Genomic DNA, 23239 nt, shown 5'->3' on the forward strand with positions numbered 1-23239 from the left:
CAACCCTTAGCGCTTCGCTATAAGATGCATTTAAAATACATCTTTTAAAAATCGTGTTTTGTGAGGAGCTACACCATGCTTGATAGCCAGACCATCGCCACTATTAAATCGACCATTCCCGCTATTGCCGCTACCGGCCCGGCGCTTACCGCCCACTTCTATGACCGCATGCTGGCGCATAATCCTGAGCTGAAAGATGTGTTCAATATGAATAATCAGCGCAACGGCGATCAGCGTGAAGCGCTGTTTAATGCCATCTGCGCCTATGCGAGCAATATTGAAAACCTGGCGGCGATTTTGCCGGCGGTGGAACGTATCGCGCAGAAACACACCAGCCTGAACATTCAGCCATATCAGTATCAGATTGTTGGTCAGCATCTGCTGGCAACAATTGATGAGTTACTGAGTCCGGGAGAGGAGGTGCTGGAGGCCTGGGGCAAAGCATATGGCGTGCTGGCGAACGTGTTTATTCAGCGCGAAGAGGCGATCTACCAGCAAGCCAGGCAACAAATCGGTGGCTGGCGTGGCACCCGTGCCTTTCGCATCAGCGAAATTCGCGTCGAGAGCAGTATCATTAAGAGCTTTGAGTTAAGCCCGCTGGATGGTCAACCGGTCGCAGATTATCTGGCCGGACAGTATCTCGGCGTGACGCTGAATGATGCCAGCTTTGATAATCAGGAAATTCGTCAGTACTCGCTGACGCGGGCGCCAAATGGTCGCAACTATCGTATTGCGGTAAAACGTGAAGCGCAGGGTACGGTGTCTGGCTGGCTGCATCAGCAGGCCAAAGTCGGTGATCAACTGCAGCTGGCGGTACCGGCCGGTGATTTCTTTATCGATATCAGCGCGGATACCCCGGTAACGCTGATTTCAGCCGGTGTGGGTCAGACACCAATGCTGGCAATGTTACATAGCCTGACAAATCAACGCCATTCCGCGCCGGTAAACTGGTTACATGCCGCGCAAAATGGTGAGGTGCATGCCTTCAGCGATGAAGTTAAGGCGCTGGGCGCGCAGCTACCGGCGTTCTACAGTCATATCTGGTACCAACAACCCGCCGCGCAGGACACAGGCCGTTATCAGAATGCCGGATTAATGGATATGGCTTCAGCAGGGGCGCCGCTGGGCAGCGCAGAGATGCAGTATTACCTGTGTGGACCGCTGGGGTTTATGCAGTTTGCAGTACAACAGCTGATGGATGCAGGCGTCGCAACAGACCATATTCATTACGAAGTATTTGGTCCGCATAAAGTGGTTTAAGGGGGAAGCAGCGTCGTTTGTTCCCCCATCCCGCCCTTCCCCCACAAAATGGGGGAAGGAGGAACAAGGCATTAAATCGCCTCTTCATCCTCTTCGCCGGTACGGATACGTACCACGCGCGCCACATCAAACACAAAGATTTTGCCGTCGCCAATTTTACCGGTTTGCGCCGTGCGCATAATGGTTTCAACGCAGGTATCGACAATATCGTCGGCGACCACAATTTCAATTTTCACTTTTGGCAGGAAATCGACCATATATTCCGCACCGCGATACAGTTCGGTATGACCTTTCTGACGACCAAAGCCTTTTACTTCCGTTACCGTCATCCCGGTAATGCCAACTTCGGCCAGTGCCTCACGCACGTCATCGAGTTTGAACGGTTTGATAATCGCATCAATCTTTTTCATGGCAGACCCTTTTTTCTCCCTCCGTGGCCGGACGGGTTACATTCAGTATATGTGCTGCGGACAGATACCGTATGCGGCCTGTCTCTGTTCGCTGGCTAAACTAACATAACTCCGCAGCGAAGCGGCACTAAAAACTACTCTTTAAAATCGCCAGCATCCAGCTCGTGGCGCGACAGCAGCTTATAGAACTCGGTGCGATTACGTCCGGCAAGACGCGCAGCGTTAGTGACATTGCCTTTGGTCATTTGCAATAATTTACGCAAATAGTTCAGCTCAAACTGATTGCGCGCCTCGACAAAGGTCGGTAACGCGGTGTTTTCGCCCTCCAGCGCCTGTTCGACCAGCGCTTCGCTAATCACCGGCGAAGAGGTCAGCGCCACGCACTGCTCAATCACGTTGACCAGCTGTCGCACATTGCCAGGCCAGCTGGCAGCAAGTAAACGCTTCATCGCATCGGTGGAAAAACTGCGTACCTGCGGTTTATGGCGATCGGCGGTTTGACGCAGCAGATGATTAGCCAGCAGTGGAATATCTTCCGCGCGCTCATGCAGCGCCGGAATGCGCAGATTCACCACGTTCAGGCGATAGAAAAGGTCTTCGCGAAACTCTTTTTTCTCCATCGCTTTCGGCAAATCACGATGTGTGGCGGAGATAATTCGCACATTAATATCCAGATCGCGATTACTGCCCAGCGGACGCACTTTGCGCTCCTGCAACACACGCAGCAGTTTCACCTGCAATGCCTGGGGCATATCGCCAATCTCGTCTAAAAACAGCGTACCACCTTCTGCCGCCTGAAACAGTCCTTCACGCGCACTGACCGCGCCGGTAAAAGCGCCTTTGGCATGACCAAACAGTTCCGACTCCAGTAACTGCTCCGGCAACGCACCACAGTTGATGGCAATAAACCCTTTGCCTGCACGCGGACTGGCGGCGTGAATCGCCTGCGCCAGCACCTCTTTGCCGGTGCCGCTCTGGCCATTAATCAGCACGCTGACATCCGATTGCGCCACCATCCGCGCCTGCTCCAGCAGCCGCAGCATTAGCGGACTGCGGGTAACGATGCTGTCACTCCATGCTTCGTCAGTGGCCGGTGCGCTGTGCGCCAGCGCTTCATCGATTGCTTTATACAGTGCATCGCGATCGACTGGCTTGGTGAGAAAACTGAATACGCCCTGCTGCGTCGCCGATACCGCCTCCGGAATCGAACCATGCGCTGTCAGGATAATCACCGGCATTCCCGGATGCAGCTTCTGAATTTCACTGAACAGTGCCAGGCCGTCCATCTCATCCATGCGCAGGTCGCTGATCACCAGCTCCACTTTTTCGCGGGCTAACTGGCGCAACGCCTCCGGGCCGCTGGCGGCGGTGGTGACCTGAAACCCTTCACTACTCAGGCGCATGCCGAGCAACTTCAACAGGCTGGGATCATCATCCACCAGCAGTAATCGGGCTGACTTGCGTTGTATCATGGGTTGCCGCTCTCCGTGGCGTTCTGGGCTTTATCCGGGGCAGACGGCACATAGGTATCATCCGCCTCAACTGCTGGCGTGGTATCACTCTTATCGGAACTGTGGGAATTATCAGAAACATCAGCTGATTTACGCGATGATAACTGGCGCTCAATATCGGTCAGCGATTCCAGTTTACGCCGGGTATCCGCCAGTTCACGCATCAGTTTGCGCTGATTATGCCGTAGCTCATCCAGCTGGTTGTCAGAGGTTTGCTGCAGTTGCGCGTAGCGACCGCGATCTGCCGACAGTTGCAGTTGCGCCGCTTGGTTATCGCGCCATAACTGCAACAGCGGGCGGATTGACAGCGGATAATCGACGCTGAAGCTGTCCAGCCGCACCATATACTGACGGCGCTCTACCGGTGTCACATTGCCGTTATTCAGCAATACGCCCTGTTTAAAGGTATTTTGCCAGTTGCCGGCGGGCCATTGCCGCGCTTCGGCACGCGCTTCGGCGGGAGACAGGCGAGTGCCGCAATCCATCGCCCGCATCCAGTAGAGGGGATTTTTCATGCTCTCTTCGTCTTCGATCTGCCAGACACGCTCGCAGCTTACCGACAGGTAATCGACGATTTTGATCTCCGGCTCCAGCACCACGTTATTTTTACTGTTGTGTTGTGTCTGGTGCGACGGCTGCGCGCATGCTGCCATGAACAGCGGGAAAAGCATGGCGGAGATCCTGCCAAAAGGACGCAAAGTCACGGCAGAAAAAAAATGGAATTTCATTGGTTTACTCTTTCCCGGCGTTTAAATTCATTTCGATACGGAAGCAGACATCTGCATCATCGTCTGCCGCCACCAGGTGAAGATCACCCTGCATTCGCCGTATACAATCTTTGGCAATACTCAGTCCCAGACCACTGCCTTTTACCGCCCCTTTGCGTTGCAGGCTGCCCTGGAAAAAGGGCTCGAAAATCATCGCCTGCTCTTCCGGCGGGATCGGGGTGCCGGTATTCGCCACATCAATAAAAATACGCTGCCCCTGCTGGTGGCTGCGCAGCCAGATCTTACCGGATTCGCTGCCGTAGTGCACCGCGTTCGAGTAGAGATTATCGATGACACGCATCAGCAGCGTCGGCTCGGCATGGCACTGTGTGACCTGCAGATCGATCTCGGTGTGGATCAGCTTAGCGCGTGCGGTAAGACTGTGTGAGGAAACCACGATCTCAACGATCTGATCCAGCGCCACCGATTCCAGTTCCGTCGGGCCATCTGCCAGTTTACGGTTGTAATCCAGCAGTTGTTCAATCAGCTTTTGCAGATGGCGGCTGCTCTGATCGAGAATGCTGACCACTTCCTGCTGATCGGCCGTTAGCGGCCCGGCGACCTGATCGGCCAGCAATTCGGTACCCTCACGCATACTGGCAAGCGGCGTTTTTAATTCATGCGAAATATGGCGTAAAAATTCATGCCGCTGCGACTCCAGCCATGCCAGACGCTCGCTGAGCCAGATAATACGCTGCCCGAGGGAGCGGATCTCGCGCGGGCCTTTAAACAGTACGCTGTTGCCCAGCGGCCGCCCTTCCCCGAGCCGGTTAATCATGCGCTCAACCCCTTTCACCGGACCGATAATCATGCGGGTAAACAGCAGCACTAAACCGAGGGTGATGAGAAATAAAATCAGCGCCTGCCAGCCAAAATACTGTCCGCGATCGGCGATTTCACGCTGTAATTGCAGACCTCGGGAAAACACCACTTCACGCGTGGCCTGTACCATCTGGCCATTCGCATTGGAGAAGCCCTCAAGATTATCCGCCGCCGCTTTGACCGGGTTGCTGTTCTGGCAGTGTAGCTGGGAAAGCTGAGTAAGAAACTGACGCAGACTGCGATAATAACGAATGTCGGGCAGCACCGGCGCATGCGCATCAAGCATCTGCGAATAGCGGCTGTGCTGGGTCTGATACAGACGCGCCAGCATCGGATCATCCAGCACGCAGTATTGACGATAGCTGCGCTCAAGCTCCAGCGCGGTACGCGCCATCGCTTCGCTGCGTCGCACATCGGTCAGGGTGGTGCGGTTAGTATCAGCGGCGCGTTCACTCAGCGCCGCCAGACTCTCCCACGCCTGCCACGCCAGTACCAGCAACGGCAGCAGCACCAGCAAAAAAGCCATCAAAACCAGTTGCCGCAGCGAACGCGGAAAGAGACGCCATTTATTCACAAAGTTGATTCCTGTGCAAAATCTGCTGTTGATGCTAGCTGAGTGTGAGGCAGGAGGAAAGCGTACGCACAGAAAAGAAAAACGGCAGATTCAGGGAATCTGCCGTTTTTAGTTCGCTGACATAAAATCAACGGAACTGAAAAGGTGGTGCCTAACTCAACGTTGCGTCCGAAGCTTGATAAAGTCACAAGTGAACTGTTATCGGTTTGGTGGACGGCAGGCACCGTATTGTGCGTCATTCGAAGTTTTATGAAGCGCTTGTCCGCTTGCGCAGGGCTGTCATAACAGGGTGAATGAGCCACTGAGTAGAATAATGCAATCAACGTGCCAGGTTTAAATAAAAACAATAACATATTGATTATAAACCAATATATAATTCCGGGTCTTCTGCATTGCCGCTAAATTTTACCGGCTGGTCTGCCAGAGTGTCGCTGAAAAGTAACACCATTAAGAATTTTCGCAGACACACTGCAAAATCAAAGAGTTAAATGTCTCCTTTTAGAGACAGCATCCGACCGTGTTTGTCGTAGATTTGCAACACCTGCTCTGCTCAGCTGAAAACCGATACAAAAAAGGCCGGAATAATCCGGCCTTCTGATAATTGAGCAGTTAACGTTTAGCCCAGTTGCTTACGCGCATTACGGAAGATACGCATCCACGGACTGTCTTCGCCCCACTCGGCTGGATGCCAGGAGTTGCTGACGGTGCGGAATACTCGCTCCGGGTGCGGCATCATAATGGTCACACGACCACTTTCGTTCGATACCGCCGTAATGCCGTTTGGTGAACCGTTCGGGTTGGCCGGATAATCCTGAGTCACTTTGCCAAAGTTATCAACGTAGCGTAGCGCGACCAGTCCCTGATGCTCCAGCGTCGCCAGATGCGCGTTATCACGCACTTCAACAAAACCTTCGCCATGGGAAACCGCGATTGGCATCCGTGAACCGACCATTCCATCCAGCAGCAGCGACGGGCTGGCGGCGACTTCGACCAGGCTAAAGCGCGCTTCAAAACGCTCCGACTGGTTGCGCACAAAGCGCGGCCAGTTTTCGCTGCCCGGAATCAGTTCGCGCAGGTTCGACATCATCTGACAACCGTTACAGACACCCAACGCCAGCGTCTGTGGACGATGGAAGAAGGTTTCAAACTCATCACGCACGCGGCTGTTAAACAGAATCGATTTCGCCCAGCCTTCACCGGCGCCCAGCACGTCACCGTACGAGAAGCCACCACAGGCAACCAGCGCCTGGAAATCTGCCAGACCCGTACGACCCGCCAGCAGATCGCTCATATGAACGTCGACTGCATCAAAACCGGCGCGATGCCATGCGGCAGCCATTTCCACATGCGAGTTAACGCCCTGCTCACGCAGCACCGCCACTTTCGGACGGGCGCCAGTGGCGATAAACGGCGCGGCGATATCTTCTTCCGGCTTAAAGCTCAGGTTAACGTTGAGACCCGGATCGGTATCATTTTTCTTCGCTTCGTGTTCCTGATCGGCACAGATCGGATTATCACGCAGACGCTGCATCTGCCAGGTGGTTTCTGCCCACCAGGTACGCAGTGTGGTGCGGCTTTCGCTGTACAGCGCTTTATCACCGGCGCGGATCACAAAGCGATCGCCGCTCTGCGCCTGACCGAGGAAGTGCACGCATTCTGCCAGCCCGTTGTCGGCCAGCACCTGCTCCACCTGCGCGCGATCCCGTGCGGCAACCTGAATGACTGCACCCAGTTCTTCATTAAACAGCGCCGCCAGGTTATCGCTGCCCAGCGCGGCAATATCCACTTCCACGCCGCAGTGGCCGGTAAAGGCCATTTCCGCCAGCGTCACCAGCAAACCACCATCAGAACGGTCGTGGTAAGCCAGCAGTTTCTCGTCGGCCACCAGCGTCTGGATAGCGTTAAAGAAGCCTGCCAGCTGCTGTGCGTCACGCACGTCAGCTGGTTTCTCGCCCAGCTGACGGTAAACCTGTGACAGCGCAGTTGCACCCAGCGCATTCTGCCCCTGGCCCAGATCGATTAACAGCAGCGCATTATCCTGCTGCGGTTGCAGCTGTGGCGTTACGGTGCGACGCACGTCTTCGACGCGGGCAAACGCAGTAATTACCAGCGACAGCGGCGAAGTCATCTCGCGCTGTTCGGTACCCTGCTGCCAGCGGGTTTTCATCGACATGGAGTCTTTGCCCACCGGAATGGTAATACCCAGCGCCGGGCACAGCTCTTCGCCGACCGCTTTCACTGCCGCATACAGGCCAGCATCTTCACCCGGGTGTCCGGCCGCCGCCATCCAGTTTGCCGACAGCTTGATGCGCTTCAGCGAACCAATCTGCGTCGCCGCGATATTGGTCAGCGCTTCACCTACCGCCAGACGGCCTGAAGCGGCAAAGTCAAGCAGCGCAACCGGTGCGCGCTCGCCCAACGCCATCGCTTCGCCGTAGTAGCTGTCGAGGCTGGCGGTGGTCACCGCACAGTTAGCGACCGGGATCTGCCACGGGCCTACCATCTGATCGCGCGCCACCATACCGGTTACGCTACGGTCACCGATGGTGATAAGGAAGGTTTTTTCCGCCACGGTTGGCAGATGCAGTACACGTTTCACCGCATCTTCAATAGTGATGCCATCACGTACCAGCGCTTCGCCTTTGGCCTGCAGGGTAGTGACGTCTCGGGTCATCTTCGGCGTTTTACCCAGCAGCACATCCAGCGGCATATCGATCGGTTTATTATCGAAATGGCTGTCAGAGAGGCTCAGATGCAGCTCTTCAGTGGCTTCACCGATGACGGCATAAGGTGCGCGCTCACGCTCACAAAGGCTGGCGAACTGCGCCAGTTTATCCGGTGATACTGCCAGCACATAACGTTCCTGCGACTCGTTACACCAGACTTCCAGCGGACTCATGCCCGGTTCGTCGTTAAGGATATCACGCAGGTTAAACTTGCCGCCGCGCTCGCCATCGCTGACCAGTTCTGGCATCGCATTTGACAGACCGCCTGCGCCAACGTCATGGATAAACAGAATCGGGTTGTCTTCGCCCAGCTGCCAGCAGCGGTCGATCACTTCCTGACAACGACGTTCCATTTCCGGGTTGTCGCGCTGCACGGAAGCAAAATCAAGATCGGCATCGGACTGGCCGGAAGCCATCGAAGATGCTGCGCCGCCGCCCAGACCGATATTCATCGCCGGACCACCCAGCACAATCAGTTTGGCGCCAACGGTGATCTCACCTTTCTGTACGTGGTCAGCACGGATATTGCCGATACCGCCCGCCAGCATAATCGGTTTATGGTAGCCACGCAGCTCAACGCCATTATGGCTGTTAACCCGCTCTTCATAAGTACGGAAGTAGCCATTCAGCGCCGGACGACCAAATTCGTTGTTAAATGCCGCACCGCCAAGTGGGCCATCGGTCATAATATCCAGCGCGGTAACGATGCGGTCTGGCTTACCAAAATCTTCTTCCCACGGCTGTTCAAAGCCCGGAATACGCAGGTTGGAGACGGAGAAGCCCACCAGACCCGCTTTGGGTTTCGCACCACGACCGGTCGCGCCTTCATCACGGATTTCACCGCCGGAGCCGGTTGCCGCGCCAGGCCATGGTGAAATCGCCGTCGGATGGTTATGGGTTTCCACCTTCATCAGAATATGCGCATCTTCCTGATGGAAGTCATATACACCTTTATCTGCATCGGCGTAGAAACGGCCAATCTGCGAACCTTCCATCACTGCGGCGTTATCTTTATACGCTGACAGCACATAGTCAGGGGTCTGTTCAAAGGTGTTTTTGATCATCTTAAACAGCGATTTAGGCTGTTGCTGACCATCAATAATCCAGTCGGCGTTGAAAATTTTATGGCGACAGTGCTCTGAGTTTGCCTGAGCAAACATATACAGCTCGATGTCGTTCGGGTTGCGCCCCAGTTTTTCAAACGCGGCCTGCAGATAATCAATTTCATCATCCGCCAGCGCCAGACCCAGCTTCTGGTTAGCCTGCACCAGCGCATTGCGCCCTTCACCCAGCAGATCGACGCTCTGCAACGGCTGCGGCTGATGGTGAGCAAACAGCTGCTCAGCCTGATCCAGCTCGGTGAAGATCGTCTCCATCATGCGGTCATGCAGCAGTCCACCCAGCTGCGTCCACTGTGCTTCGGTCAGCTGTGGCGCCTGCAGATAGAACGCCAGTCCGCGCTCAAGGCGCAGCACCTGTGGTAAATCGCAGTTATGGGCAATATCGGTAGCTTTAGAAGACCATGGCGAAATGGTGCCTGGACGTGGGGTCACCAGCAATAAACGGCCTTGCGGCGCATGCTCAGCGAGAGACGGGCCGTACTTCAGCAGACGCTGAAGGCGGGCTTTTTCGTCAGCTGCGAGCGGCGCGCTGACATCAGCAAAATGGACGTACTCAGCGTAAATATCACTCACCGGCAGGTGAGCGTCCTGAAATCGGGCCAGCAGTTTGTTTACACGAAATGCCGACAGAGCGGGCGAACCACGCAGAATTTCCATCATCAAAGATCTCTCGTCTTCGAAGCGCCGGGCGACGCTTCTTTGGGCGCAACAGGGAAAGCGGGCGCTATTATAGAGAATCCGCGGCCCCAACGAAACCGTTTGCGCACAATTTCTCGGATACAGGAATTGGCTTAAAATTGCGCAAAAACTGCTGAATTAGTTGCAGCGCTGCACTTTGTTGCGCAAAATGCCCCACGCTCTGGGAAATCCACCATAACTAATACTGCCGAAAGAGACAGAGGCCTGCGGGCAACCAAGAGATAACTATTTGAAACGCCTAAAAATTAATTATCTGCTGATCGGGCTGATCACCGTGCTGCTGGCGCTGGCGCTGTGGCCATCGATCCCCTGGTACGGGGGTTCGCAAGATCGAATCGCACAGATAAAATCGCGGGGCGTACTACGTATCAGCACCATTAATTCCCCGCTAACGTATTACACCATCAATAAATCACCGGCCGGGATGGACTACGAGCTGGCAAAACGTTTTGCCGGTTATCTGGGCGTTCGCCTGGAAGTGACCGTGCGTCAGAATCTCAGCGATCTGTTTGACGACCTTGACGATGACAAGGCCGATATTCTGGCCGCCGGCCTTAACTACAACAGTGAAAGACTGGCACGGTTTCGCACCGGCCCGACCTACTATTCCGTTTCCCAGCAGCTGGTATACCGTATTGGCAAACCGCGCCCTAAAAGTCTTGGCGATCTGAAAGGCCGTCTGACGGTGGCCTCCGGTTCCGCTTATCTGTCAACGTTGCGCAACGCCAGGCAAAATCAGTATCCGGATCTCGACTGGGCTATCTCGACCGATCAGGGGCCGAAAGCTCTGCTGGAAGCGGTAGCGGACGGTAAACTCGAATATACCGTCGGTGATTCGGTAACCATCGGCCTGCTGCAACGTATCCATCCGCAGCTGGCGGTGGCCTTTGATATTACCGATGAAGAGCCGGTGACCTGGTATATGCAGCGTGACGAGGATGACACCCTCGATGCGGCGATGCTCGATTTCTTCAGCCAGATGAGCGAAGAAGGCAGCATGGCGCGCCTGGAAGAGAAGTATCTTGGTCACGTTGGCACCTTTGATTACGTGGATACCCGCACCTTCCTGCGCGCGATTGACGGTACCCTGCCCGATATCAAGCCGCTGTTTGAACGCTATGCCAGCAATATCGACTGGCGTTTGCTGGCGGCGATCTCCTACCAGGAGTCGCACTGGAATCCGCAGGCTACCTCGCCTACCGGCGTGCGTGGCCTGATGATGCTGACGCGCAACACCGCTGACAGTCTGAACGTTGATGACCGGCTGGATCCGGAGCAGAGCATTCGTGGTGGCAGCGAATATTTACAGCGCATGATGGAAAAAGTGCCCGCGACCATCCCGGAGGATGAGCGCATCTGGTTTGCGCTGGCGGCTTACAATATGGGGTATGCCCATATGCTGGATGCACGCAGGCTGACCGAGAAACAGAAAGGCAACCCGGACAGCTGGGCTGACGTTAAAGTGCGTCTGCCGATGCTGAGCCAGAAACGCTATTACAGCCAGACCACTTACGGCTATGCGCGCGGCCATGAAGCATACGCTTACGTAGAGAATATCCGTAAGTATCAGATCAGTCTGGTGGGGTATTTGCAGGATCAGGAGAGAAAACTGGCCCAGCAGGCAGCGATGGAAGCCGAACTGGGTAAAGGTTATCCGACGGTGGAACCGGTGATTGCGCTTAACTGACGATAACGGTGGCGCAGGCCGCCGTTACTGATTGAGTGCTTTACGCAGTGCCTTTTTTTGTTCACGGCGCATACGGAAAAAATCACTCAGCATGCCTGCACACTCCGTCGCCAGCACCCCTTCCATTATCTGTACCTGGTGGTTCATCCCCGGATGGCCCAGCACATCCATCAGCGAACCTGCGGCGCCGGTTTTCTCATCCCGCGCGCCAAACACCACGCGTCCAATGCGGCTATGCACCATCGCGCCTGCACACATCACGCAGGGTTCGAGGGTTACGTAGAGCGTGGTATCGATCAGGCGATAGTTTTCCAGCGCCTGGCCGCCCTGACGCAACGCCATAATTTCGGCATGAGCGGTCGGATCATGATGGCCTATCGGCCGGTTCCACCCTTCCCCCACCACCCGGTCGCCCAGTACCAGCACCGCACCCACCGGAACTTCACCTTCATCCCAGGCGCGTTGAGCCAGCGTTAAGGCGTGACGCATCCAGAATTCATCGTTGTTGTTGTTGCTCACCTGAGTCTCCAGTGGGGGAAAAGCGGGGCATTATACCTAAAATGCTGAGGAGACTAAGTGAAACCTGTTACAGAGGAGGGCAAACCTGGCCGCCCTGCCACTACTCCAGCTGTTGCAACTGTCCTGTCGGCGTGACACGCCAGCGGTGCTGGCAGAAGAACAGCAGCGGGTTATCCTGCTTGCTGTCGCTATAACCGCTATACAACTGCAACGGCGTACCAATCTGATCCTCCAGCCGCGCCACTTTTTCATGACCTAAACAGCGCATCGCCAGCACCCGGCCGCCAAAGCCACGCGCCATCTGGCTGGCAATCAGTTTTACCCGCGGCAGAAACGGCGAATCATGATAGACCTGCTCCACCAGCGACTGCGGCGAGCCGGTAATCAGCCAGACATCGGCGTCTTCGCTGCTCAGATAATCGGTCAGACGCTTCACCACCACCGGAAAAGCGGTTACGCGCGGGCGAAACCACTCGGCAAAAGCCTGCTCGCGCTGGCGTAAGCGCTCCTCACTATGACCAAAGGTGATTGCCCACAGTAACAGGCTCATCGGCCAGCGTGCAGCGCGGCCCTTGATCAGCAGAGCCAGACCAATTACCGGCAACAAAGGCGTCACCAGCAGCAGATTAAGCGGCTGACGCCACAGCAAATAGCGCATAAATGTGCCAAACATATCCTGCTGATGCAGCGTGCCATCCAAATCGAAAAATACTACGCGCTTTGGTGATCCCTTAATCAAACAATACTCCTCAGGGTAAAATACCAATTAGTCGGGCAACTGCTGTCGCCACTGTCAGAGCTACCATAACAAGTGTAGACAGAAGCGGTAAACTCAACCCGTGCTTTACCGTATCGATCAATTTCCACGCAAGTTATCCCTTTTACCTGTTTTAATCATGGATCGCACAGCGGGGCACGGTAGACTAAGTTATTCATATTCAGGACATCAGTTCGACGCAGGTAGGTAAGCTCATGCTATCGCGTTAATCAGAGGAAAACAGAATGAGTTCACTGCTGCGCATTCGACAGCTCTATCCGCGACTGGCGTTAAACGAACGCCGGCTGGCGGATTACCTGCTGTCGCAGCCGGATCGCGCTCGTCACCTCAGCTCGCAAAAGCTGGCGGAGGAGTCCGGCGTCAGCCAGTCCAGCGTGGTCAAATTCGCGCAAAAGCTGGGTTATAAAGGCTTCCCGGCATTGAAACTGGCGCTCAGTGAATCCCTCTCAGAAAAAGATGCGATCACCGTCCATAATCAGATTTTAAGTGATGATCCGCTGAAAGTCGTTGGCGAGAAGCTGTTTGCCGAGAAGCAATCGGCGATCCGCGCCACGCTGGATATTAACAGTGAAGAGAAGCTGATCGAGACGTTGCGGCTGTTGAAGTCCGCCCATCGTATTGTGCTGGTCGGTATCGGCGCCTCGGGCCTGGTGGCAAAAGACTTCTCCTGGAAGCTGATGAAAATCGGCATCAGCGCGGTAGCGGAGCAGGATATGCATGCGCTGCTGGCCAGCGTACAGGCGATGAAAGCCGGCGATCTGCTGCTGGCGATCTCATATAGCGGCGAACGCCGTGAGATCAATCTTGCCGCACAGGAAGCGCGCCTGGCCGGCGCCGATGTGCTGGCGTTTACCGGTTTTACGCCCAATACTCTGCAACAATCCGCCAGCCACTGCCTGTATACCGTGGCCGAAGAGCAAACCACCCGCAGCGCGGCGATTTCATCCACCACCGCTCAGCTGGCGCTGACCGACCTGCTGTTTATGGCGCTGATCCAGAACGATCCGCAGCGCGCCTCCAGCCATATTCGTCATAGTGAAGCGCTGGTGAAAAAGCTGGTGTGAGGGTATATCGCGATCAGTAGTGTGGAGTGCCCCTTATGACGGTGATCATTGGGGGCACTTTCTTTTTATGTTATTGTTCGCGACATAAAAAACTGCCTGACAGCTGTCGGACATGGGCGACAATAGAATTTAACTTATTAATTTATATAAACTTTAAGCGTAAATAACTGAAATGGCTTTACTAATAACCAAGCGCTGTATCAACTGTGATATGTGTCAGCCCGAATGCCCTAATAATGCCATCTCAATGGGTGATGAGATCTATCAGATCGATGTGAATAGCTGTACTGAATGCGTTGGTCACTATGATACGCCGACCTGTATGCAGGTCTGTCCGATCGATAACACCATTATTACCGACCCGCAGCATATTGAAAGTAAAGAAGCGTTGTGGGAGAAGTTTGTGGTGATGCACCACGCATAAAGCTATCCGGCAGGGGCGTCGGTAACGACGCCCGTGGGGTATAACTTAATTTTCAATGATTACCGTGGCGCAGGCATAGTTCCGCTCATCCGCCAGCGTCACGTGCACATATTTTACCCCAAGCTTTGCCGCCACTTCCGCCGCATGCTGGAAAAAACGCAGTCCTGGCTTACCCAGCTCGTCGTTATACACTTCAAACTGGTTAAAGGCTAAACCGCCACGGATGCCAGTGCCAAAGGCTTTAGCCGCCGCCTCTTTCACCGCAAATCGCTTGGCGAGAAAACGCACCGGTTGCTGATGCGCCTGATATTGTGCCCACTCGTTGCTGCTGAGCACACGCTGCGCCAGACGATCACCGGAGCGCGAAATCACGCCTTCGATGCGCGCGATCTCAACGATATCGGTACCCAGCCCGAGGATAGCCATTAACGACGCGCTTCCCGCATCAGCTGCTTCATCTCTTTTACCGCATCCGCCAGACCGCTCATCACCGCACGTCCAATAATCGCGTGGCCGATATTCAGTTCATGCATCTCCGGCAGCGCCGCAATCGGCAGCACATTGTGATAAGTCAGACCATGCCCGGCATTAACCTTCAGGCCTTTACCCGCCGCGTAACTTGCTGCGGCGGTGATGCGCGCCAGCTCTGCATCACGCGCTGGGCCCTCTTCAGCTTCCGCGTAAGCGCCGGTATGGATCTCAATCCAGGGCGCACCAGAAGCGACCGCCGCGTCAATCTGGCGCTCGTCGGCGTCGATAAACAGCGATACCAGGATGCCGGCGCTATTCAGACGACTAACGGCAGCAGTGACTTTCGTCAGCTGACCGGCGACATCCAGACCACCCTCAGTGGTGACCTCCTGGCGTTTTTCCGGTACCAGACAGCAGAAATGCGGTTTCACTTCGCAGGCAATATCGACCATTTCGTCGGTGACCGCCATCTCCAGATTCATCCTTGTCTGAATCGTCTGACGTAAAATACGTACGTCGCGATCAGTGATATGACGACGGTCTTCACGCAGATGCACGGTGATGCCGTCTGCGCCTGCCTGCTCAGAGACAAACGCCGCCTGAACCGGATCGGGATAGTTGGTGCCACGTGCGTTACGCACAGTAGCCACATGATCGATATTGACGCCCAACAACAACTCAGCCATGACAATCCTCAGATTTTTTTCGAAAGACAGGGAGGCAGTTTACAACGTTAAGCGCGACAGTCGGAACTCCCTGTCGCTATTCTGCGTCCGCAGGCGGTGCATCTGCACGTTTTTTTGGCACAAACTGGCGGAAAAGCTCCTGGCTTTTAAGCGGCTTACCGCCGAGGTAGGGTTTTAATGCGATGCGGGTAAAGCGTTTTGCCGCGCGTAAGCTGTCAGCGTCATGAAATTCACGCTCATACAGCGCACGCAAATGGCGGCCGGTAAAGCTGCGGTTATTAATCACCAGACTGGCAATAAAGCCTTTCTCTTCACGGTAGCTGTAGGTCATCTCATCCGCCACCTCTTCCCCGCTGCCGGCACAGTGCAGGAAATCGACGCCATAGCCAAGATGGCCAAGCATCGCCAGCTCAAAACGGCGCAGCGCCGGTTCCGGCGAACTGCTGATGCCCGCTAAGGTCTGGATACAGTGCAGATAGTCGAAGAACAGCTCCGGGAAAGGCGTTTCGTGTTGCAGTACTCGCGAGACCAGTTCATTGACGTACAGACCACAGTAGAGAGTGATGCCGCTTAGCGGCAGTGACAGCGAGACCGCTTCAGCACCGCGCAGGGTTTTGACTTCACCGCGCCCGCCCCAGCGGACCAGCAACGGTGTAAAAGGCTGTAACGCGCCTTTCAGATTGGAGCGTTTTGAGCGGGCGCCTTTAGCCAGTACCCGCACACGTCCGTGGCTTTCAGTAAACAGATCTAACAGCAGACTGGTTTCGCTGTAATGACGCCCATGCAGGACAAACGCGCGTTGCCAGCCTTCCATTCAGGATTTACAGATCGTCTGTATAGCCCAGGCTGCGCAATGCACGTTCGTCATCCGCCCAGCCAGACTTCACTTTAACCCACAGTTCAAGGTGCACTTTCGCCTCAAACATATCTTCCATATCTTTACGCGCTTCGATACCGATGGTTTTAATCTTGGAACCCTGGTTGCCAATCACCATCTTCTTCTGGCCTTCACGCTCTACCAGAATCAGACCATTAATATCGTAGCCGCCGCGCTCGTTAGTGATAAAGCGCTCAATCTCCACGGTAACCGAATAAGGCAGCTCAGCACCAAGGAAACGCATCAGTTTCTCACGGATAATTTCCGAGGCCATAAAGCGCTGCGAACGGTCAGTAATGTAATCTTCCGGGAAATGGTGATCGGCCACCGGCAGGCGCTTACGCACGATGCTGGCAATGGTATCAACATTTTTGCCGGTTTCCGCGGAGATCGGCACCATATCCATAAAGTCCATCTGCTGGCTAAGGAACTGCATATGCGGCAGCAGGATACTTTTATCGGTGACGTTATCCACTTTGTTGATCGCCAGAATCACCGGCACGCGGTTATCTTTCAGCTTATTCAGCACCATTTCATCGTCGGCGGTCCAGCGCGTGCCTTCAACCACAAAGATTACCAGCTCAACATCACCAATCGAGCTGCTTGCTGCGCGGTTCATCAGGCGGTTAATTGCGCGCTTTTCTTCCATATGCAAGCCCGGGGTATCGACGTAGATCGCCTGATAAGCCCCTTCGGTATGGATACCCATAATGCGGTGACGGGTGGTTTGCGGTTTACGCGAGGTGATGGAAATCTTCTGCCCCAGTAACTGGTTCAGCAGGGTAGATTTACCAACGTTTGGGCGGCCTACAATAGCAATAAAGCCGCAATGGGTCTGTTGTTCGCTCATTCGAGTCCTGAGTTAATCAGCGCCTGTTTCGCTGCTGATTGTAATGTGTTATTCACTTATTCAAGTCCAAGCTTAATCAGCGCCTGTTCGGCCGCTGCCTGTTCAGCTTTGCGACGGCTTGATCCGGTGCCTACCACCGGTTCTGCCATACCGCTCACCTGACAGTGAATAGTAAATTCCTGGTCATGCGCTTCACCACGCACCTGCACCACCAGATAGGAGGGCAGCGGTAAGTGGCGACCCTGCAGATACTCCTGCAGACGCGTTTTTGGATCTTTCTGTTTGTCGCCCGGGCTGATGTCATCAAGGCGCGACTGATACCAGTTAAGGATCAGTTGTTCGACGGTCTGAATATTACTATCCAGGAACACGCCACCAATCAGCGCTTCGACGGTATCGGCCAGAATTGACTCACGGCGGTAACCGCCGCTTTTAAGTTCGCCCGGCCCCAGACGCAAACACTCACCGAGATCGAACTCACGCGCCATCTCCGCCAGCGTGTTACCCCGTACCAGCGTGGCGCGCATGCGACTCATATCACCTTCATCCACCCGCGGGAAGCGGTGGTAAAGGGCATTAGCAATCACATAACTAAGAATAGAGTCGCCAAGGAATTCGAGCCGTTCATTATGCTTGCTGCTGGCACTACGATGGGTTAATGCCTGCTGCAATAATTCCTGATGAGTAAAAGTGTAGCCCAGCTTTTGCTGCAGCCTGTTAATTACGATGGGGTTCATGCGTTACCAATTTCAAGAATGCGTCAATATATTCTGCACACGGAACAGGGCTGACTTAAAAACCAACACTAAACAGTTTCGTTTGCAGTGGCTTCCCGCAGGAAGCCAACCTTTGGATCCAGATATTGCCCGCATTGCTGCGGGCGGCAATCAATGAATTCCGCCAATACGGCTCAGACGAACACCGGTTGGCCACTCATTTTCCTGCTTCTCAAAGCTCATCCAGATAGTGGTCGCTTTACCAACCAGATTTCTCTCCGGTACAAAGCCCCAATAACGGCTGTCAGCGCTGTTATCGCGGTTGTCGCCCATCATAAAGTACTGGCCTTGCGGCACTACCCATGTTGACTGCGGCTGGCCTGGCTGACGATAGTACATGCCTGGCTGGCTCTGCGCTTCGGTTACCATCAGAATACGATGCGACACATCGCCCAGCGTCTCATTACGGGTTGCCAGACGCAGGCCCCCCTTCATCGATTCGCCCTGCGGCACCTGGAAGAAACCGTTACCGGATTCATTGCCGGCAAAGCCGCTAAAGGTCTGAATAAAGTCACTTGGTTGCACATCGGAATAGGTCACCGGCAACGCCGTGTTACACGACTGGCCGCTGTCACAGGCCGGGTTGATAGTCACCGTTTTGCTTTCCGGATCGTAGCTAACCCGATCGCCCGGTAAACCTACCACGCGTTTAATATAATCCAGACTCGGATCCTTCGGATATTTAAACACTGCAATATCGCCGCGTTTCGGATGTCCGGTAGGGATAAGAGTCGTCTGGGTAATCGGATCCTTAATACCATAGGCGAATTTCTCCACCAGGATAAAATCACCGATCAACAACGTTGGCATCATAGAGCCGGAAGGGATCTGAAATGGCTCGTACACAAACGAACGCACGATAAATACCACCGCCAGCACCGGGAACACCGATGCAGCCGTTTCGACCCAACCTGGCTGTTTAGCCACTTTTGCCAGCGTTTTATCATCGACGGCATTACCGGTTTGCGCGCGCACTTCGGCCAGTTTTGCACGGCGCGCGGGCGCCAGTTTGAACTTATCAAGACACCAGACGATGCCGGTCACCACTGTCGCGATAAACAGGATCAGGGCGAAGGTATTAGCCATTAAACGATTTCCTTATTTGCTGTCTTTGCCAACATGCAGAATGGCAAGGAACGCTTCCTGCGGCAGCTCTACGTTACCGACCTGCTTCATACGTTTCTTACCATCTTTCTGTTTCTGCAACAGTTTTTTCTTACGGCTGACGTCACCGCCATAGCACTTGGCCAGGACGTTTTTACGCAGCTGCTTGACGGTGGACCGGGCAATAATATGGTTGCCAATCGCCGCCTGAATCGCGATATCGAACTGTTGACGTGGAATCAACTCTTTCATCTTTTCCACCAGATCGCGACCACGATACTGCGAGTTATCACGGTGAGTGATCAGCGCCAGCGCATCTACACGCTCGGCGTTAATCAGCACATCAACACGTACCATGTCAGAGGTTTGAAAACGTTTAAAATTATAATCCAGCGACGCATAACCGCGTGAAGTCGACTTCAGACGGTCAAAGAAGTCGAGAACCACTTCCGCCATCGGAATTTCATAAGTCAGCGCCACCTGGTTGCCGTGGTAAACCATATTGGTCTGCACGCCACGCTTCTCGATGCACAGTGTAATCACATTACCGAGATACTCCTGCGGCAGCAGCATATGACACTCCGCAATCGGTTCGCGCAGTTCAGCGATGCTGTTCAGCGCTGGCAGCTTAGCCGGGCTATCAACATAGACCGTCTCACCCGCAGTGGTTTCCACTTCATAGACTACCGTCGGTGCGGTAGTAATCAGGTCAAGGTCGTACTCACGCTCCAGACGCTCCTGAATGATCTCCATATGCAGCAAACCGAGGAAGCCACAACGGAAGCCGAAGCCCAGCGCGGTAGAACTTTCTGGTTCATAGAACAGGGAGGCATCGTTCAGGCTCAGTTTGCCCAGCGCATCGCGGAAGGCTTCATAATCGTCTGAGCTGATCGGGAACAGACCGGCGTAAACCTGCGGCTTCACTTTTTTAAAGCCCGGCAGCGCTTTATCGGCTGAGTTGCGCGCTAAGGTCAGCGTATCGCCAACTGGCGCACCGAGGATGTCTTTAATCGCACAAACCAGCCAGCCTACTTCGCCGCAGTTCAGTACATCGCGATCAACACGTTTCGGGGTGAAAATACCCAGACGCTCGGCGTTATACACCTGGCCGGTACTCATCACTTTGATTTTGTCGCCTTTACGCATGGTGCCGTTTTTAATACGCACCAGCGAAACAACGCCGAGATAGTTGTCGAACCAGGAGTCGATAATCAGTGCCTGCAACGGCGCGGCCGGATCACCTTCCGGCGCCGGAATATCACGCACCAGGCGCTCCAGCACTTCAGGTACGCCAACACCGGTCTTCGCTGAGCAGCGCACCGCGTCAGTGGCGTCAATGCCCACGATATCTTCGATTTCCTGCGCGGCGCGATCGGGATCGGCTGCTGGCAGGTCAATCTTATTCAGTACCGGCACCACTTCCAGATCCATTTCCATGGCGGTATAGCAGTTCGCCAGGGTTTGTGCTTCCACACCCTGCCCTGCATCAACCACCAACAGCGCACCTTCACAGGCAGCCAGCGAGCGCGAAACTTCATAAGAGAAGTCAACGTGGCCCGGGGTGTCGATAAAATTGAGCTGGTAAGTTTCACCGTTTAGCGCTTTGTAATCGAGCGTCACGCTCTGCGCTTTGATTGTAATGCCACGCTCACGTTCTAAATCCATGGAATCCAGAACCTGCGCAGCCATTTCGCGCTCGCTTAAGCCACCGCAGATTTGAATCAGACGGTCAGAGAGCGTTGATTTACCGTGGTCAATGTGTGCGATGATGGAGAAATTTCGTATGTGCTTCATTATAGAGATTTTTCTGCCTTACAAATTCTGAAACTCTCACGACAGGTGTGCCACGGAGAGCGTAATTTCACAGGCGGACTTCCGTCCGAAAGGCTGCATTCTACACTACATATCAGAGTCGTGGAATCATCCACAGCAGGCGATGAACATAAGAAAAAGTGAGTGAGGGGAATTTCAGCAGGATTAAGCAACTATTTACCGCCATAAAACGGCAGACAGCCAGCGCCAGTGCACTCTGGCGCGCCAGCGTTAGCTTTCAACACGCAGCGCTTCAGGGGGCAAAGAGACGCTTAAAATAATCGGCTGGAAAGCTTCACGATCGCCAAAACGTGCGGAAATGCCTTTTGCGACGATAAAACCACCAATACCACCGAGCAATGCGCCCACCGCGGCAGCTAAATCGCTGTTAAACAGCGACTGGAACAGCGCGGAAAACAGAAACAGGCCAGCAAGCGGGGTCATATACACCAGCAGAGCGGAACCCAGCAGGCTGCTCTCTTTGATGCCCAGCTCAATACGCTGACCCGGTTGCAGCGGCTGCTCGCTGGCAATCTGCATCACATGGGCATTTTTTGCGCCAAGTTTATTCAGCATATGACTGCCGCAGCCTTTCCGCGCTGAGCAGCTGTTGCAGGAGGTTTTAATTTCGGAGTGCAGTGTCGCCACGCCGTTTTGCCACGAAACCACCGTGGCCCATTCTCTCATCATTTGCTTGTTCCGGTATCAATACTGTCAGCAATGCGTTTACTGGTCGATGGCGGAATCTCACCCACTATCGTAATTTCGCTATTATCGCGCACTACAGTCTGCACCGTACGACGTCCTGTGCGCAATAGCTGCGCAGAACTGCTTTTATCCGCCGGACTGATATTGATCGAGAAACTAAACAGACCATCAGAGTAAAGCCGTGATTCGACAGGCTTATTCAGTGAAGGGATATTGCGACGGCTTTGCGATACCTGCTTCATACCGCTCGGCAACCAGGTCGGCTTCCAGTTAAAACTCACTTTCTCCGCAGCGGGAACCGAAAGCGATGGCGGCAGATTGGCTTTAGTCAGCCCCTGCATCATATTCCGCACGCCTTCATCGACGGCGAAACTGACCACGCGATACTGCTCTAACGTCTCACCATCGCGATCCAGCAAATCGACGCGTAGCGGCAATTTAGTATCGCTGTCGAGCCAGACGATATAGCTGTAGCGCGTACCATCACGCGCCACGATGCGAATCACTTCACACAGCTGGTCAGCGATACGCGTACGGCCAACAGAGATAAAGTCATAGTTGCTGGTGAGCTGCTGGAAGTCAGCATTTACCACTGACGGCAGCGAGTCGACAATATAGCTGCCGTTGAGCGTAAAAGGTTCGAGGCCCGGTTCAAAATAGCTGATGTCATTACCACGCTGGATAATCTCACGTCGCGGGCCATCCATCTGCAACAACTGGGCGAACACTTTGTTGTCGACGATAGCATGACGATAGCGTAACGATTCGATCCCCAGCCTGGAGACGTTGATATAGGCGAGTTCATAATTGAGAGACTGACTAGCCTGCTCCATCTGCTGTAGTAACGCCCCGGAGGTGGTCTCCGCCGGGGCGACAGATGAATACATCAGGCTGCCAGCCATAAGGCTGACGGCACACCAGAGCTGCTTCATTACTGCTGCTGAGTTCCTAAAGACTGATTGCCTGGAACCTGAACCGCCGCCTGTTGTGGCGAGTTCTGTTCAAACTGCAGTTGTTCCGAATGCAAACGACGCTGCAGTTCGTAATCCTGCAACAATGCATTGACCCGACGGCGCTGCTCCTGCACCTGCTGTGGCGCATTCGTGGCGTTGGCGTTGTCCGCTGGCACGCCTAAACTCACCGGAGAAGCCTTGCCCATCATCGGTAAGGTGTTGAATACCGGTGAATCAGACTGCTGGCCGCCATCTTGCTGAGGCTGGTTATACTGCTGCACACCGACAATCACTGCCAGTGAGACGCAGGCTGCCACGCCAACTTGCGTGATCTGTGTGGCCCATGGACGCACTTTGTGCCAGAAAGGCATTTTCTCCCAACGTTCTGGCTTTGGCTGCACTTCCGGGATTAACGTAGTCACCTTGCGAACAGGTTCATTTTCAATAGCCGCAGCAACACGCGCCGCAATATCAAAATGCACAACCTGCTCAACATCACCACGCAATGTATCGCGGATCAGATGATAGCTTTCCCAGCTTTGCTGCAATGCGGCGTCTTTAGACAATGCGGATAAAACTTCGTTATCCAAAGCCTCACCGTCCATTAAAGCGGAAAGTTTTTCTTTCTGCATGCCTTAGT

21 protein-coding genes are annotated in these 23239 nt (G+C 54.3%); 4 read left to right on the forward strand and 17 right to left on the reverse strand.

The features are described from left to right. Positions 1–75: 75 nt before the first annotated feature. Entirely contained in the window at positions 76–1260 is a 1185-nt protein-coding gene (hmpA, locus tag N5923_RS07470) for an NO-inducible flavohemoprotein (protein ID WP_267143253.1), read from the forward strand. Positions 1261–1331: 71 nt separating this feature from the next. Here the strand turns inward: hmpA and glnB are convergent, their stop codons facing one another. From glnB to purL, 5 genes are all read right to left on the reverse strand, one after another. Continuing rightward, positions 1332–1670, reverse strand: coding sequence for a nitrogen regulatory protein P-II (gene glnB, locus N5923_RS07475; RefSeq protein ID WP_017803161.1), 339 nt, complete (start codon positions 1668–1670; stop codon positions 1332–1334). Positions 1671–1804: 134 nt separating this feature from the next. After that, positions 1805–3142: a two-component system response regulator GlrR gene (gene glrR, locus N5923_RS07480; protein WP_407704407.1), complete on the reverse strand. Its 1338-nt coding sequence runs from the start codon at positions 3140–3142 to the stop codon at positions 1805–1807. After that, positions 3139–3909 (reverse strand): two-component system QseEF-associated lipoprotein QseG, encoded by a 771-nt coding sequence (gene qseG / locus N5923_RS07485; protein ID WP_267143252.1) that lies wholly within the window; start codon positions 3907–3909, stop codon positions 3139–3141. The genes glrR and qseG overlap by 4 nt, the downstream gene beginning before the upstream one ends. 4 nt (positions 3910–3913) lie before the next feature. After that, a complete protein-coding gene (locus N5923_RS07490) occupies positions 3914–5296 on the reverse strand; it encodes a sensor histidine kinase (RefSeq protein ID WP_407704412.1) in 1383 nt (460 codons plus the stop codon). Positions 5297–5960: 664 nt separating this feature from the next. Then, a complete protein-coding gene (gene purL, locus N5923_RS07495; RefSeq protein ID WP_267143250.1) occupies positions 5961–9851 on the reverse strand; it encodes a phosphoribosylformylglycinamidine synthase in 3891 nt (1296 codons plus the stop codon). Between the two features lie 268 nt (positions 9852–10119). Between purL and mltF the strand changes: the two genes are divergently transcribed. After that, positions 10120–11577 (forward strand): membrane-bound lytic murein transglycosylase MltF, encoded by a 1458-nt coding sequence (gene mltF, locus N5923_RS07500; protein ID WP_267143249.1) that lies wholly within the window; start codon positions 10120–10122, stop codon positions 11575–11577. 24 nt (positions 11578–11601) lie between these two features. On the opposite strand, the gene tadA is transcribed toward mltF, so the two are convergent. Together tadA and yfhb are read right to left on the reverse strand one after the other, a co-directional pair. Next, positions 11602–12096 (reverse strand): tRNA adenosine(34) deaminase TadA, encoded by a 495-nt coding sequence (gene tadA, locus N5923_RS07505; RefSeq protein WP_267143248.1) that lies wholly within the window; start codon positions 12094–12096, stop codon positions 11602–11604. 100 nt (positions 12097–12196) lie between these two features. Continuing rightward, positions 12197–12835, reverse strand: a complete 639-nt coding sequence (gene yfhb, locus N5923_RS07510) for a phosphatidylglycerophosphatase C (RefSeq protein ID WP_267143247.1) — start codon at positions 12833–12835, stop codon at positions 12197–12199. A 263-nt stretch (positions 12836–13098) separates the two neighbouring features. On the opposite strand from yfhb, the gene N5923_RS07515 reads away from it, so the two are divergent. Both N5923_RS07515 and N5923_RS07520 read left to right on the forward strand, forming a co-directional pair. Beyond that, positions 13099–13938 carry a MurR/RpiR family transcriptional regulator gene (locus tag N5923_RS07515; protein WP_267143246.1) on the forward strand — a complete coding sequence of 280 codons (840 nt, stop codon included), beginning with the start codon at positions 13099–13101 and terminating at the stop codon, positions 13936–13938. Positions 13939–14110: 172 nt separating this feature from the next. Then, positions 14111–14362 carry a YfhL family 4Fe-4S dicluster ferredoxin gene (locus tag N5923_RS07520; protein ID WP_267143245.1) on the forward strand — a complete coding sequence of 84 codons (252 nt, stop codon included), beginning with the start codon at positions 14111–14113 and terminating at the stop codon, positions 14360–14362. Positions 14363–14407: 45 nt separating this feature from the next. Here the strand turns inward: N5923_RS07520 and acpS are convergent, their stop codons facing one another. The 10 genes from acpS to rseA form a co-directional block, all read right to left on the reverse strand. Continuing rightward, the gene (gene acpS, locus N5923_RS07525; RefSeq protein WP_267143244.1) at positions 14408–14788 is read right to left on the reverse strand and encodes a holo-ACP synthase; all 381 of its coding nucleotides are present in this window, start codon (positions 14786–14788) and stop codon (positions 14408–14410) included. After that, entirely contained in the window at positions 14788–15519 is a 732-nt protein-coding gene (pdxJ, locus tag N5923_RS07530; protein WP_267143243.1) for a pyridoxine 5'-phosphate synthase, read from the reverse strand. The genes acpS and pdxJ overlap by 1 nt, the downstream gene beginning before the upstream one ends. 76 nt (positions 15520–15595) lie before the next feature. After that, positions 15596–16333 carry a DNA repair protein RecO gene (gene recO / locus N5923_RS07535; protein ID WP_267143242.1) on the reverse strand — a complete coding sequence of 246 codons (738 nt, stop codon included), beginning with the start codon at positions 16331–16333 and terminating at the stop codon, positions 15596–15598. A 7-nt stretch (positions 16334–16340) separates the two neighbouring features. Beyond that, positions 16341–17246 (reverse strand): GTPase Era, encoded by a 906-nt coding sequence (gene era, locus N5923_RS07540; protein ID WP_267143241.1) that lies wholly within the window; start codon positions 17244–17246, stop codon positions 16341–16343. A 56-nt stretch (positions 17247–17302) separates the two neighbouring features. After that, positions 17303–17983, reverse strand: coding sequence for a ribonuclease III (rnc, locus tag N5923_RS07545; protein ID WP_017803142.1), 681 nt, complete (start codon positions 17981–17983; stop codon positions 17303–17305). A 150-nt stretch (positions 17984–18133) separates the two neighbouring features. After that, positions 18134–19108: a signal peptidase I gene (gene lepB / locus N5923_RS07550; RefSeq protein WP_267143240.1), complete on the reverse strand. Its 975-nt coding sequence runs from the start codon at positions 19106–19108 to the stop codon at positions 18134–18136. A gap of 12 nt (positions 19109–19120) precedes the next feature. Next, positions 19121–20920 carry a translation elongation factor 4 gene (gene lepA, locus N5923_RS07555; RefSeq protein WP_267143239.1) on the reverse strand — a complete coding sequence of 600 codons (1800 nt, stop codon included), beginning with the start codon at positions 20918–20920 and terminating at the stop codon, positions 19121–19123. Positions 20921–21169: 249 nt separating this feature from the next. Beyond that, positions 21170–21628 carry a SoxR-reducing system protein RseC gene (gene rseC, locus N5923_RS07560; protein ID WP_267143238.1) on the reverse strand — a complete coding sequence of 153 codons (459 nt, stop codon included), beginning with the start codon at positions 21626–21628 and terminating at the stop codon, positions 21170–21172. Continuing rightward, entirely contained in the window at positions 21625–22578 is a 954-nt protein-coding gene (gene rseB, locus N5923_RS07565) for a sigma-E factor regulatory protein RseB (RefSeq protein WP_267143237.1), read from the reverse strand. Before rseB ends, rseC begins: the two co-directional genes overlap by 4 nt. Continuing rightward, on the reverse strand, positions 22578–23231 hold the full coding sequence (rseA, locus tag N5923_RS07570; RefSeq protein ID WP_267143236.1) for an anti-sigma-E factor RseA: 654 nt from the start codon (positions 23229–23231) through the stop codon (positions 22578–22580). Before rseA ends, rseB begins: the two co-directional genes overlap by 1 nt. Positions 23232–23239 lie beyond the last annotated feature (8 nt).

The sequence above is a fragment of the Winslowiella arboricola genome (genome assembly GCF_025527015.1).
Lineage (GTDB): Bacteria > Pseudomonadota > Gammaproteobacteria > Enterobacterales > Enterobacteriaceae > Erwinia > Erwinia arboricola.

Bases quoted from the DNA above. Each gene is read 5' to 3' on its own strand.
- hmpA (WP_267143253.1), top strand. From the start codon at position 76: ATGCTTGATAGCCAGACCATCGCCACTATTAAATCGACCATTCCCGCT.
- glnB (WP_017803161.1), bottom strand. From the start codon at position 1,670: ATGAAAAAGATTGATGCGATTATCAAACCGTTCAAACTCGATGACGTG.
- glrR (WP_407704407.1), bottom strand. From the start codon at position 3,142: ATGATACAACGCAAGTCAGCCCGATTACTGCTGGTGGATGATGATCCC.
- qseG (WP_267143252.1), bottom strand. From the start codon at position 3,909: ATGAAATTCCATTTTTTTTCTGCCGTGACTTTGCGTCCTTTTGGCAGG.
- N5923_RS07490 (WP_407704412.1), bottom strand. From the start codon at position 5,296: ATGGCTTTTTTGCTGGTGCTGCTGCCGTTGCTGGTACTGGCGTGGCAG.
- purL (WP_267143250.1), bottom strand. From the start codon at position 9,851: ATGATGGAAATTCTGCGTGGTTCGCCCGCTCTGTCGGCATTTCGTGTA.
- N5923_RS07515 (WP_267143246.1), top strand. From the start codon at position 13,099: ATGAGTTCACTGCTGCGCATTCGACAGCTCTATCCGCGACTGGCGTTA.
- N5923_RS07520 (WP_267143245.1), top strand. From the start codon at position 14,111: ATGGCTTTACTAATAACCAAGCGCTGTATCAACTGTGATATGTGTCAG.
- acpS (WP_267143244.1), bottom strand. From the start codon at position 14,788: ATGGCTATCCTCGGGCTGGGTACCGATATCGTTGAGATCGCGCGCATC.
- pdxJ (WP_267143243.1), bottom strand. From the start codon at position 15,519: ATGGCTGAGTTGTTGTTGGGCGTCAATATCGATCATGTGGCTACTGTG.
- recO (WP_267143242.1), bottom strand. From the start codon at position 16,333: ATGGAAGGCTGGCAACGCGCGTTTGTCCTGCATGGGCGTCATTACAGC.
- era (WP_267143241.1), bottom strand. From the start codon at position 17,246: ATGAGCGAACAACAGACCCATTGCGGCTTTATTGCTATTGTAGGCCGC.
- rnc (WP_017803142.1), bottom strand. From the start codon at position 17,983: ATGAACCCCATCGTAATTAACAGGCTGCAGCAAAAGCTGGGCTACACT.
- lepB (WP_267143240.1), bottom strand. From the start codon at position 19,108: ATGGCTAATACCTTCGCCCTGATCCTGTTTATCGCGACAGTGGTGACC.
- lepA (WP_267143239.1), bottom strand. From the start codon at position 20,920: ATGAAGCACATACGAAATTTCTCCATCATCGCACACATTGACCACGGT.
- rseC (WP_267143238.1), bottom strand. From the start codon at position 21,628: ATGATGAGAGAATGGGCCACGGTGGTTTCGTGGCAAAACGGCGTGGCG.
- rseB (WP_267143237.1), bottom strand. From the start codon at position 22,578: ATGAAGCAGCTCTGGTGTGCCGTCAGCCTTATGGCTGGCAGCCTGATG.
- rseA (WP_267143236.1), bottom strand. From the start codon at position 23,231: ATGCAGAAAGAAAAACTTTCCGCTTTAATGGACGGTGAGGCTTTGGAT.